Here is a 12798-nt window from a genome sequence, read left to right on the forward strand (position 1 = left end):
GATGGAAGATGTCCTTAAATTATTATTTGAAACAATTGAAGACCGAAAGGAAAATCCATTGCCAGAATCATATACAAATTATTTATTTTCAAAAGGAGAAGATAAAATTTTAAAGAAAATTGGGGAAGAGTGCTCTGAAGTGATCATTGCTTCTAAAAATAATGATAAAAAAGAACTAGTAAAAGAAATGGTTGATGTGTTTTATCACTGTTTTGTTCTATTAGCCGAAAAAAACATTTCACTAGAAGATGTTATGGAAGAAGTGAAAGAAAGAAATGGAAAGCTTTCGAGAGTAGGGGAACGAAAAGAAATAGATACGTTATAAGGGGGAATATGTATGAAAGTGGATTATCATCTTCATTTAGAAGAAGGGCCTTATTCAATAGGTTGGCTTGCCAAAATAAATGAAACGCTACAATATTATGAGCCGCTTCAAGAAGAAAGACATTCTATCGAATGGCTTATGAAGACGCAAGAACGCCTGCAAAGACGTGTGAAGGAAGGACCATTTACAGCGAAATGGATTGATTTATATTTAGAAGAGGCATTGCGAAAAGGTATAAAAGAAGTTGGGATTGTGGATCATTTATACCGCTTTCATGAGTCGAAAGTATATTATGAAAAATATGTGAATATTAGTGATTCGAAGCTTGGGCGTTTACAGAAGGAATGGTTAGACCAAGTAAGAGTAGTTTCACTATACGATTTTACAAAGTCGATTGAAGAGGCGAAAGAACGATGGAGTAAAAGAGGCGTTACACTTAAACTTGGAATTGAAGCGGATTATTTTATTGGCTGTGAAGAAGAGCTAAAAGAATTGTTAGCACTAGGAGACTTTGATTATGTAATTGGGTCTGTTCATTTTTTAAACGGCTGGGGGTTTGATAATCCAGATACGAAAGAATATTTTGAAGAGCATGATTTACATATACTATATGATACGTTTTTCAAAACAGTTGAGAGTGCAGTTCGTTCCGAATTATTTGATATTATAGCCCACCTTGATAACATAAAAGTATTTAATTACAGGTTGGATGAGAATGAACAGCTTTCTTATTATAAGAAAATAGCCCGTGCATTAGTAGAAACTAATACCGCAACAGAAATAAATGCGGGATTGTACTATCGTTATCCTGTACGGGAAATGTGCCCGAGTCCACTGTATTTACAAGTGTTAGCTAAACATGGTGTTCCCATTACTATTTCTTCAGATGCTCATTATCCGAATGATTTAGGGAAATACGTAAAAGAAAATGTGCAAACATTACGAAATCATGGTATTACTCATATCGCAACATTTACGAAACGAGCAAGAGTAATGAGACTACTTGAAGAAGAAATAACAATTATAAAATGACCCACGATTTTTTGATGAAAACCTTCCTTTTTGTTCAAAATAAGAAAGAAAAAAAGGAGGGTAAGAAATGGCGAAACAACAAAATAAACAAAATGTACAAGGTGCACAGCAACAAGCTTATACTTCTGAAACGAATGCTGCATCTCAATCAGTTATTGAGGAGCAAATTAGCGATACAGTTGCAGAAGGAACAATTGATGTAAAGCTCGGAAAAGAATCGCAGGAAAAAGCGTAAGAAGAGGGGGGAGTTGCATCTCCTCTTTTTTCATGGAAAAGTGTCGATTTTCAAAACTATAATCAAATTCCTTGGTTTTTATAAGTGGATTTCTTACAATGAAATATAAGAGATATCTTATTTTCTATAGAAGAGGTGTTAGTAGTGGCAAAAATATTAGTAGCAGGGAAAATTCCAGAAATCGGATTAGGACTATTAAAAGATCATGATGTAGAAATGTATGATAAAGAAGAGTTAATTTCTTTAGATGAATTAACAGAGCGTGTAAAAGATAAAGATGCATTGTTAAGCTTACTTTCTACAAAGGTGACGAAAGAAGTTATAGATGCGGCACCTAATTTAAAGATTGTTGCAAACTATGGTGCTGGCTACGATAATATTGATTACTTGCATGCAGGAGAAAAAGGGATTACGGTAACGAATACACCGAAAGTATCAACTGAAGCGACAGCAGAATTAACATTTGCACTTCTTTTAGCAGCAGCACGTAGAATTCCTGAAGGAGATACGTTATGTCGTACAACTGGATTTAACGGATGGGCGCCATTATTTTTCTTGGGCCGCGAAGTACACGGTAAGACAATTGGAGTTATCGGTCTTGGCGAAATCGGAGAGGCAGTTGCAAAGCGTGCGAAAGCATTTGGAATGAACGTTTTATATACAGGACCAAATCGTAAGCTTGAAGCTGAAGTTGAACTAGAAGCGACATATGTAACATTAGAAGAGCTGTTACAAACGGCAGATTTTATTACAATTAACTGTGCCTATAATCCCAAATTACATCATATGATCGATGAAGAACAGTTTAAAATGATGAAGAAGACAGCATATATTATAAATGCTTCGCGTGGACCAATTATGAATGAATTAGCACTTGCTTATGCATTAAAAACGAAAGAAATTGAAGGAGCAGCTCTTGACGTATTTGAATTTGAACCGAAAATTACGGAAGAACTAAAAGGATTAAAGAATGTGGTGCTTGCTCCTCACGTAGGGAATGCAACATTCGAAACTCGTGATGCGATGGCTGAAATGGCAGTAAGAAATATTTTAGCTGTATTAAACGGTGAAGACCCTGTAACACCTGTAAATCCAAAAGTATTAGTTACAAAATAAAGTGAGACTTTAATTTGTAAGGCCTCCCGATTAATCAGGTTGTCCGCAAATAGCGGGATAAAAAGAAACCTTCCGAATACGGAAGGTTTTTGTTTTTCTTATTTTTCTTTATTCGCTTTTTTAGACGGTCTTTGTCTAATAAATTGAGATAGCATATACAAAATATATAGTGGAATAGCAATGAATAAGAAAACAGAAAAATTACCGATCCCAGTTTGATACATTGTGATAATGATTCCAACTAAAAATAATGTAATAATGATGCTATATCTTGGAATTGGTACATCTTTTAAACTTGGGATACGAATACGACTCACCATTAAAAATGCGAACGTTACAAAGACTGTAATAAGAACGATTTTGGGAATGGTATGTGAAAATAATGTTAAGAAAGCAACAAGCCCTCCCGCTGCTGTAATCGGTACTCCAGTGAAATATTTCATTGAAGTAGAAGATGGTGTTACATTAAATCGTGCTAAACGATATGCTCCGAAAAGAGGGAATAATCCCGCTATGTATAATCCGATGATTCCGTAGTTTGAGAAAGATGTGTAATACATTAAAACAGCTGGCGCCGCGCCAAATGTTACAACATCTGCGAGTGAATCAAGCTCTTTTCCCATTTGTGAATCAACGCGTAATAAACGAGCAACACGACCATCAAGACTATCTAACATCATCCCGATAAGTACTAAAATAGCAGCTGATTTATAATATCCTAAAGATGCATAGCCGATTGATAAAAATCCGCTATATAAATTTCCGAGCGTAAATAAGTTTGGAATAGCTGCTCTATACAAAATCTGATCCCTTGCTTTCTGTAATAAATTCTTAATTAGTGTATGAAAGTTTACTTATTTTATCATACCATAAATTTCTTCCTCATACGAAAGAAATTACCAATTTGTGAAAGATTTCATGGGAGAATGATTTGGAAAATAAGTAGAAAAAGAAGCAACTTTTATAAAGTTGCTTCTTGCACTATTCAAATTTTGTTGTCATCGTTCCGGTTTTATATCGATTGTTAGGATCGAAACGTAATAAATCTCCATAAATGAGTTTATCGGATAATTTTAATTCTGTTTTTGCTTTTTCAATATACGGCTGACATAGTGATATAGCAGCTTCTTCACCTGTATTTCGTTTATAGCACATGTTTTTTGTATAAACATAATCTTCCGAAACAAAACTACCATCACGCATTACCATAAGTGGATCTTTTTCTTTAATAAATAAGTCCGTTCCAAATTCAACGGATTGATTTGTTTTAATCCCAAGTAAATGGAGGAGCGTTGGTTTAATATCAAGTTGACCGGATACTTTAGAAATCGTTTTTCCTTCTTGACCTGGCACATGAATAATGAGAGGGACGCGTTGTAATTGCATAGAATCAAACGGTGTAATAGCGTCTTTCCCAAGGAACTGGGCCATAGCTGCGTTATGGTTTTCAGAAATACCGTAATGATCACCATAAATGACAATAACTGAATTATCATACAGTCCTTCATCTTTTAACTGTTTAATAAATAATTTAAGAGCTTCATCCGTGTAACGAACAGTTGGGAAGTAACGGTTTAAAACACCACTGTCCGAATTAAACTCATCAACATATTGATCTTCTGGATTTAGAAGAAATGGAAAATGGTTTGTTAAAGTGATAAATTTTGTATAGAACGGTTGCGGTAAAGATTTTAACTTTGGAATAGATTGTTCAAAGAACTCTTTATCTTTTAATCCCCAACCAACAGACATTTGTTCCGTACCTACGTAATCATTTAAATTAAAGTAACGGTCATAACCAAGCGCAGGATACATTACGTCACGATTCCAAAACGTTTTATCGTTTGAATGGAAGACAGCAGAAGAATATCCGTATTTCTTTAATTGTTCTGGTGTGGCAGTATACTCATTTGTTGCATGAGTAAAGAATACAGAACCACGGTCTAACGGATAAAGTGAATTTTCAACGATAAATTCAGCATCAGAAGTTTTACCTTGTCCCGTTTGATGATAGAAGTTATCGAAATAAAAACTATCTTTAATAAATTCATTTAAAAATGGAGTAATTTCTTTTCCATTTATTTTTTTATTAATAACAAAACTTTGTGTAGATTCCATTGAAATTAAAATTACATTTTTACCTTTTGCAGCTCCAAATAAGTTTTTATCAACTTGCTTATCTTTTGCATCTGTATAGTTTTTAATTTCAGAGAATCCGTCGCCACTTGCGAATACACGTTCAGCCGAAGACTTAGATTGAAGCGTAATATCAAATAGATGATATGTGTATAACCCTAAATTTTTCACGACAGTTTGACGGTCAAATGAGCGTGAGAACATTTGTGGCTTATAAATAACTGAAACAACAATTTGTAGTGCTAATAACGCAGTGACACCGCTAAAGAAAGTTCTCTTCTCAGATCGTGAAAGTGGTGTTTTATCACCAAATGATGGGAATTTACGTGAAATAAACATTAAAATAATTGCATCTGCAAATAAAAGTAATGTTTTGTACGTAAAGAGCTCTTTTATGCTCGTCCCTAAATCAGCCATATTATTTGTTTGGAATAAAACCGGGAAGGTAACGAAATCGTTATAAAACCCATAAAACATTGCATTTCCAAATAAAATAAATGACAGTATAAAACTAATTCCAATTATAATTCGATTTCGATGCTTAGATGCAAATAAAGCTAAACCGAAAAATAAAAGTAACGCAGCTAGTGGATTAATAAACAGCATAAATTCTTCAAAGAAGTTATCAATTTTAATATCAAACGCTAGCTTGTACACAATATATGTTTTAATCCATAATAAAACGACTGCAACGAGTGCAAATCGTAATTTTGGAAACAGATGTTGTAGCATAATATACTCCTCTCCTAGAAAGCATGACAGTTCTTGCGAGCCGTTTTCATTAGCGTCTCACTTTATATATACGAACAGTCTTTTGTTATTATGATTATTATACTATGAGTATCATTATACGAAAATTAAAGAGGATTGTGGGCTTTTTTTGCAACAATTGAGTAGAAAAAGAGAAGTAGGAGACAATAAAATAGAATTTCTATGCGCGATTATTGTAATTCATTAAACATAGAAAGTATCGCGTAATGGTGCGGAGGTTATAATGCGAAAATTATTTTATCTTATAATGTGCAGTATTTTTATACTCTTTGCTTCACCGAGTGTATCAGTAGCTCAGTATGATGCACCTCTTATGGAAGATGCACTTTATTCTGTTTTATTTCCGAAAATAAATAAAGCAATTGAAAAACAATATGGGAGTTTGAAACCTTATCAATGCCCTAAAATTATTAGTTTAAAAAAAGTGTATAGTGGTACATATTTATTTCAAACGGTTATTGAAGTGACGAAGTACGAACAGATTGGTGGGAAAATTGTTCCGCCATTTGAAAAAGTAACTATTACGTTTAATAATGAAGAAGGCGAATGGGAAGTAACGAAGATAATAGTAAAGCGCTTACCAAATGATACGAAATTAAACTGTAAAAAAACAATATAAAAAATTGTTTGACAAATAAAATGGTCCTTTGGTATTGTTAATAGCAACAATTAGATGTTTGAAAATTAAATAGACTTACCTCATCTACTCTCAAAGGTAGAGGCCGCGATAGGAAAGAGTAAGCTATGGGAGATTTAGTGGAATCTGTGACCATGGGTTGAAAGGGACTATTGCCGAAATATAAGAATAACCACCTTATTCATATATTGGGACTGCATTGAATAAATGTAGTACTGTCATAAGATTTATTTTATGGAGAGCTATTTGGAGATGTTGATGCGGTTTCTTATTTTGAGAAGATAACAACTTGTTTATTTTTTCAATATATATTTTTCCTAATAAGAAACGCGTGTGAACATTGTTCCGCGCGTTTTTTGTCTATCTAAAAGCGTGCTGCAATGAATAGAAGATTGGGGTTATGAGTTTTAGAGGAAATAAGGGAGGAATTCAAATGTATTTACACGGCACAAGCCGAATCAATGGGCAAGGACACTTAGAAATTGGAGGGTGCGATACGACGCAGCTAGCAAAACAATACGGAACGCCACTTTATGTATACGATGAAGAGTCTATTCGAGGGAAATGTCGTGCGTTTCATCGTGCTTTTAAAGAAAGTGGTTTCTCTTATCAAGTAGCATATGCAAGCAAGGCGTTCTTGTGCATGGAGATGTGCCGAGTAGCTCGTGAAGAGAACATGTCATTAGATGTTGTTTCGGGTGGGGAATTATATACTGCGCTCCAAGCAGGATTTCCAGCATCACGTATTCATTTTCATGGAAACAATAAAACAGAAGAAGAGATAGTGATGGCTCTTCAGGCGAATATCGGTTGTTTTGTAGTAGATAATTTCTTGGAATTAGAAGTTTTACACGATTTAGCAATGCAACATGGGAAATTTGTAAACATATTAATTCGTGTAACGCCTGGAGTAGAGGCGCACACACATGAATATATTACGACAGGCCAAGAGGATTCAAAATTTGGATTTGGCGTTTCAAATGGTCAAGCGATGCAGGCAATTGGGCTTGCTTTACAAAAATCAAATTATAATGTGTTAGGGATTCATTCACATATCGGATCACAAATATTTGAAACGGCTGGTTTTGTTCGAGCGATTGAAGTTCTTCGTAAATTTTTGGAAGAGGTGAGAGAGCAAACGAACTATGTAGTAAAAGTATTAAATGTAGGCGGAGGATTTGGAATACGCTATACAGAGTCAGATACACCATTAACTCTTGAGACATATGTGCGAGCTGTAACAAGTGCAGTGAGAGAACAATTTACAGTATGTGAATATCCATTGCCAGAAATATGGGTTGAACCAGGTCGTAGTATTGTAGGTGATGCGGGAACGACAATTTATACAGTTGGATCTGTGAAAGAAATTCCTGGCATTCGGAAATATGTATCCGTCGATGGTGGAATGACAGATAACTTAAGACCGGCTTTATATAGCGCTCGTTACGAAGCGATGTTAGCGAATCGAGGAAATGATGAGAATGAGGAACTCGTTTCAATTGCTGGGAAATGCTGTGAGAGTGGAGATATGCTCATTTGGGATATTAATCTACCGAAAGTTGCTTCTTCTGATTTACTAGCAATTTCTTGTACGGGAGCATATGGGTACTCGATGGCGAATAATTATAATCGAATTCGGAGACCAGCCGTCGTCTTTGCGAAAGGTGGCACATCGCAAATTGTTGTGGAACGTGAAACATACGAAAATATCATTGGGAACGATCGCATACGTATTAAAGAGCTTGTTTAAATAAGGAAAAGGAGTTGTTCGAATGGGCAATTCCTTTTTTATAAAGTGAAACTATAATCAGTGGGGGGGGTATTGCCCGCAAATAGTGGGATAAAATAAAATAATTAAAATATATCGGAAAACTAGGATTGAAAAAAATCAGAATTGTGATAAAATACAAATACAAAGCTTATCAAGAGAAGCGGAGGGAACTGGCCCGAAGAAGCTCGGCAACCTGCTTATAGAAAGCAAGGTGCTAAATCCAGCAAAATGGAATCCATTTTGAAAGATAAGGTAAAATATATTACCGAACAGTCTTTTCGAAATGGGAAAGATTTTTTTTATGAATAAAAAGGGGGGCTGTTCGCGTGAGCGTACGGGAACATTTTGATGAAGTATCTGAGAAAATTCAAGCGATGCTTGCTGATATGAAATATGGTTCAATTACAATTGTGGTGCAAGATGGAAAAGTAATTCAATTAGAGAAAAGTGAAAAAGTACGTTTAAAGTGAAAAGCGCTGACTAGAAAAACTAGAGGCGGTTTTAATCTATTTTAATAGATTAAAACCGTCTTTTTGCTTTTACAGGGGGAAAAAACATGTTGACGTATGAAACGTGGGAAGAAAATCGTGTTTCATTTTCAGAGGAAGATGAAACGAAAGGCGCGCTATCCGTATTAAGTTGGGCTTATAAAGAATATAAAGATGAAATTGTATACGCGTGTAGCTTCGGAGTGGAAGGCATGGTTTTACTGCATCTTATAAACCAAGTAAATCCATCTGCTAAAGTTGTATTTTTGGATACAAATGTTCATTTTCAAGAAACGTATGAATTAATTCAAAAAGTAAGAGAACGGTTTCCTTCATTAAATATTATAGAAAAACAGCCGGAACTTACACTCGATGAACAAGCGAAGTTGCACGGTGAGAAACTATGGGAAAGCAATCCGAATCTCTGTTGTAAGATTAGGAAGATTTTGCCGTTAGAAAAATCACTTACAGCGGAAAAAGCGTGGATATCGGGCTTAAGAAGGGAACAATCAGAAACGCGTAAGCATACAAAGTTTATAAATCAAGATCATCGTTTTCAATCTATTAAAGTTTGTCCGCTTATTCATTGGACGTGGAAAGAAGTATGGCGATATGTATACAAACATAACTTGCCATACAACCCATTACATGATATTGGATATCCAAGTATCGGGTGTGAGAAGTGTACGTTACCTGTAGGTGCCGGTGGTGATTCAAGAGATGGTAGGTGGACCGGGAAAATGAAAACCGAATGCGGTCTTCATTACCAATAAGATGTATCTTGAAATAAAGCTAAGAGGGGATATAGAAAATGACTACAAGAAACGAATTAATAAACCGTGTAGATGAGACATACGACGTATCACAAATTGAAAAAGAAATTGAATTAGACAACATTGCATTAAGTGATTTAGAACTGCTAGCGACAGGGGGATATAGTCCGCTTACTGGTTTTTTAGGGGAAAAAGACTATGATTCGGTCGTAGAAACGCTTCGTTTAGCAGATGGAAGCGTATGGAGTATACCGATTACATTGCCGGTAACAGAAGAAGTAGCAGAGGGACTGAAAGCTGGAGAGGAAGTAAAACTTGTTAACGACAGAAATATATATGGTGTCATTCAAATAGAAGATATTTTTGCACCTGATAAAGAAAAAGAAGCTTTACTTGTATATAAAACGACGGATGAGGCTCATCCAGGCGTGAAAAAATTATATGAACGACCAGATGTTTATGTTGGAGGAGCTATTACGCTTATAAAACGCTTGGAAAATAAGCAATTTCCTTCTTATCATTTAGACCCAATTGAAACGAGAGAAGAATTTAAAAAACGTGGTTGGAAAACAGTAGTTGGATTTCAAACGAGAAATCCGGTACATCGTGCCCATGAGTATATTCAAAAATCTGCTCTTGAAATTGTAGATGGTCTCTTTTTAAATCCGCTCGTTGGGGAAACGAAGTCAGATGATATTCCTGCTGATGTAAGGATGGAAAGCTACGAAGTATTGCTTCAAAACTATTATCCGAAAAATCGTGTCTTTTTAGGTGTATTTCCTGCAGCGATGCGCTACGCAGGACCAAGGGAAGCGATATTTCATGCATTGGTAAGAAAGAATTTTGGGTGTACCCACTTTATTGTAGGACGTGATCATGCTGGGGTAGGAGACTATTACGGAACATACGAAGCGCAGGAAATCTTTACGAACTTTACAGTGGAAGAGTTAGGGATTACGCCGCTATTTTTTGAACATAGCTTTTACTGTACGAGATGTGAAGCGATGGCTTCAACGAAAACGTGTCCGCATGGAAAAGAGGACCGTGTCATTTTATCAGGTACAAAAGTAAGAGAAATGTTAAGAAATGGTGAGATTCCGCCAAGTACATTTAGTCGTAAAGAAGTAGTGGAAGTGTTAATTAAAGGTTTGAAAAAAGAAGTAGTAACAGAATAGGGAGAGAACGAGATGGATACGAATATTACTTGGCACACAGCTTCTGTTTCGAAAAATGAGAGAAGAGTGAAGAATGGGTATCATAGTTTTGTAATTTGGTTTACTGGTTTATCAGCTTCGGGTAAATCTACAGTAGCGAATGCGGTTGCTCGTAAACTATTTGAAAAGAATATTGGAAATTATGTGTTAGATGGGGATAATATTCGCCATGGTTTAAATAAAGACTTAGGCTTTTCTGAAAGTGATCGTATGGAGAATATAAGGCGTATTGGCGAAGTGGCGAAGCTATTTGTAGATCAAGGTACTGTTGTTCTTACAGCGTTCATTTCACCATTTCGAGTAGATCGAAAACAAGTTAGGGATCTATTAGCGGCAGATGAGTTTATAGAAGTGTTTGTAAAATGTCCAATTGAAGAGTGTGAAAAACGTGATCCAAAAGGGTTATACAAAAAAGCGAGACAAGGTGATATTAAAGATTTTACAGGTATTGATTCACCGTATGAGGAACCAGATCGAGCGGAATTAATTGTAGAAACGCACAAGTATTCTATTGAAGAATGTGCAGAACAAATCGTGAAGTACTTACAAGAGCGTAGTTTTGTCCCGTTGTTTGCTGGGAAGTAAAACGCCCACCTCAAAATTCGGCTGGAGCAGGCTGTAAATGCCCGATTGGTGAGGGTTGATTAAAGTTTCACTTTATATAGGGGGATTTAAAAATGAGTTATGAAAAAGTATGGGCTAATAATGAAAAATTAAATCAGACTGAGAAAAATAAATTAGCAAAAGATGGTTTGGAAATTTTTAATGATATTCCTTACTATGCGGAAAATGGATTCGAATCTATTCCGAAAGAAGAGTGGGACGCATTTAAATGGGCAGGATTGTATTTGCAAAGACCGAAAGAAGCTGGCTATTTTATGATGCGTGTAAATATTCCTTCAGGGATTATTACAAATGCGCAGGCGGAAGTGCTTGCTTCTATCGCTGAGGATTATGGACGTGATGTAATAGATATTACGACAAGACAGGCGATTCAGTTTCACTGGTTAGAAATTCAGCAAATGCCAGATATTTTTAAAAGATTAGCAAGAGTTGGGTTATCTTCAGCAGGGGCGTGTGGTGATATAACACGTAATATTACAGGTAATCCACTTGCAGGAATTGATGCGAATGAACTGTTTGATACAACGCATATTGTGAAGGAGGTATATGACTATTTCCAACATAATGAAGAGTTTTCTAACTTACCACGTAAATTTAAAATGTCTATTAGTTCTAACGTTTATAACTCGGCAAACGCAGAGATTAACTGTGTTGCATTTACACCTGCTACGAAAGAAATAGATGGTGAGAAAAAAGTTGGTTTTCATATAAAAGTAGGCGGTGGATTATCAGCCCGTCCATATTTAGCTGATGAATTAGATGTGTTCGTTTTACCAGAAGAAGTGAAGGCGGTAGCAATTGGGATTGCTACTATATTCCGTGATTTTGGATATCGCGAGAAACGTCATTTAGCTCGTTTGAAATTTCTTGTTGCAGACTGGGGAGCAGAGAAATTTAAAGAGAAACTAATAGAGTATACAGGACCATTGCAAAGTAAAGGAGAAAGTGCACTTAAAGGATGGAATGCAGGTTATTTTTATGGTGTTCAAGATCAAAAGCAAGATGGATTAAAATATGTCGGTTTTAATGTGCCGGTAGGTCGTTTACATGCAAAAGAAATGTTTGAGATTGCAAGAATTGCAAAGCAGTATGGAAATGGGCAAATTCGTACGTGTAACTCACAAAACTTCATCATTCCGAATGTTCCACCAGAAAATGTAACGGGTTTATTAAGTGAACCGTTGTTTGAAGCGATATCTGCAAGTCCGAAATCATTTATTGGTCATGCGGTTTCATGTACTGGTATTGAATATTGCAATCTTGCTCTAGTAGAAACGAAAGAAAGATTACGGAAAATTGCAGAATACTTAGATACAGAAATTGCACTTGATGTTCCAGTTCGAATTCATATGGTAGGATGCCCAAATTCATGTGGTCAACGTCAAATTGCTGACATCGGATTACAAGGGGTAAAAATGAAAACGAAGGAAAAAGGGATTGTTGAAGCATTTGAAATATATGTAGGTGGAACGTTGTTAGATGGCGGTGCCTATAATCAAAAGTTAAAAGGGAAAATAGATGGCGAGGATTTACCGGATGTACTCGCATCATTTATAAGTTATTTTAAAGAGAATAAGTTACCTGCCGAAACATTTTATGATTTTGTCGGACGTATCGGTGTAGATACATTGCAAATAGCTTTAAATAACGTGTTAGAAGAAGTAATAGCGTCTTAG

The 12798-nt window shown here is 35.7% G+C and carries 13 protein-coding genes and 2 riboswitches; of the genes, 11 read left to right on the forward strand and 2 right to left on the reverse strand.

The window, feature by feature from the left end; translation table 11 throughout:
* Position 1 precedes the first annotated feature (1 nt).
* From hisE to ACS2MN_RS11105, 4 genes are all read left to right on the forward strand, one after another.
* Positions 2-325 carry a phosphoribosyl-ATP diphosphatase gene (gene hisE, locus ACS2MN_RS11090; protein WP_000390406.1) on the forward strand — a complete coding sequence of 108 codons (324 nt, stop codon included), beginning with the start codon at positions 2-4 and terminating at the stop codon, positions 323-325.
* A gap of 12 nt (positions 326-337) precedes the next feature.
* Positions 338-1357 carry a histidinol phosphate phosphatase domain-containing protein gene (locus tag ACS2MN_RS11095; RefSeq protein ID WP_098709738.1) on the forward strand — a complete coding sequence of 340 codons (1020 nt, stop codon included), beginning with the start codon at positions 338-340 and terminating at the stop codon, positions 1355-1357.
* 67 nt (positions 1358-1424) lie between these two features.
* Positions 1425-1592 carry a YozQ family protein gene (locus tag ACS2MN_RS11100; protein ID WP_001118878.1) on the forward strand — a complete coding sequence of 56 codons (168 nt, stop codon included), beginning with the start codon at positions 1425-1427 and terminating at the stop codon, positions 1590-1592.
* Positions 1593-1736: 144 nt separating this feature from the next.
* Positions 1737-2708: a 2-hydroxyacid dehydrogenase family protein gene (locus ACS2MN_RS11105; protein ID WP_098709737.1), complete on the forward strand. Its 972-nt coding sequence runs from the start codon at positions 1737-1739 to the stop codon at positions 2706-2708.
* A 98-nt stretch (positions 2709-2806) separates the two neighbouring features.
* On the opposite strand, the gene pssA is transcribed toward ACS2MN_RS11105, so the two are convergent.
* Entirely contained in the window at positions 2807-3508 is a 702-nt protein-coding gene (pssA, locus tag ACS2MN_RS11110; protein ID WP_000285424.1) for a CDP-diacylglycerol--serine O-phosphatidyltransferase, read from the reverse strand.
* Between the two features lie 181 nt (positions 3509-3689).
* Entirely contained in the window at positions 3690-5576 is a 1887-nt protein-coding gene (locus ACS2MN_RS11115; RefSeq protein WP_000939071.1) for an LTA synthase family protein, read from the reverse strand.
* Between the two features lie 262 nt (positions 5577-5838).
* Here ACS2MN_RS11115 and ACS2MN_RS11120 point away from each other — a divergent pair, with 262 nt between their 5' ends.
* The 7 genes from ACS2MN_RS11120 to ACS2MN_RS11150 all read left to right on the forward strand — a co-directional run bounded on the left by ACS2MN_RS11120 (position 5839) and on the right by ACS2MN_RS11150 (position 12798).
* A complete protein-coding gene (locus tag ACS2MN_RS11120; RefSeq protein ID WP_001228518.1) occupies positions 5839-6234 on the forward strand; it encodes a DUF3888 domain-containing protein in 396 nt (131 codons plus the stop codon).
* Positions 6235-6323: 89 nt separating this feature from the next.
* Positions 6324-6505, forward strand: a riboswitch (Lysine riboswitch).
* A 180-nt stretch (positions 6506-6685) separates the two neighbouring features.
* Complete coding sequence (lysA, locus tag ACS2MN_RS11125) at positions 6686-8002, forward strand: diaminopimelate decarboxylase (protein WP_000280670.1); 1317 nt, start codon at positions 6686-6688, stop codon at positions 8000-8002.
* 166 nt (positions 8003-8168) lie between these two features.
* Positions 8169-8277, forward strand: a riboswitch (SAM riboswitch).
* 72 nt (positions 8278-8349) lie between these two features.
* Positions 8350-8493, forward strand: a complete 144-nt coding sequence (locus ACS2MN_RS11130) for a YezD family protein (RefSeq protein WP_000116159.1) — start codon at positions 8350-8352, stop codon at positions 8491-8493.
* Positions 8494-8579: 86 nt separating this feature from the next.
* Positions 8580-9284: a phosphoadenylyl-sulfate reductase gene (locus tag ACS2MN_RS11135; protein WP_000959006.1), complete on the forward strand. Its 705-nt coding sequence runs from the start codon at positions 8580-8582 to the stop codon at positions 9282-9284.
* Positions 9285-9322: 38 nt separating this feature from the next.
* Positions 9323-10459, forward strand: coding sequence for a sulfate adenylyltransferase (gene sat, locus ACS2MN_RS11140; RefSeq protein ID WP_087949113.1), 1137 nt, complete (start codon positions 9323-9325; stop codon positions 10457-10459).
* A 12-nt stretch (positions 10460-10471) separates the two neighbouring features.
* Positions 10472-11083, forward strand: a complete 612-nt coding sequence (gene cysC, locus ACS2MN_RS11145; protein WP_000380524.1) for an adenylyl-sulfate kinase — start codon at positions 10472-10474, stop codon at positions 11081-11083.
* Between the two features lie 92 nt (positions 11084-11175).
* Positions 11176-12798, forward strand: a complete 1623-nt coding sequence (locus ACS2MN_RS11150) for a nitrite/sulfite reductase (RefSeq protein WP_000119600.1) — start codon at positions 11176-11178, stop codon at positions 12796-12798.

It is taken from the genome of Bacillus cereus group sp. BceL062 (assembly GCF_051780025.1).
In the GTDB taxonomy this organism is placed as follows: Bacteria; Bacillota; Bacilli; order Bacillales; family Bacillaceae_G; genus Bacillus_A; species Bacillus_A toyonensis.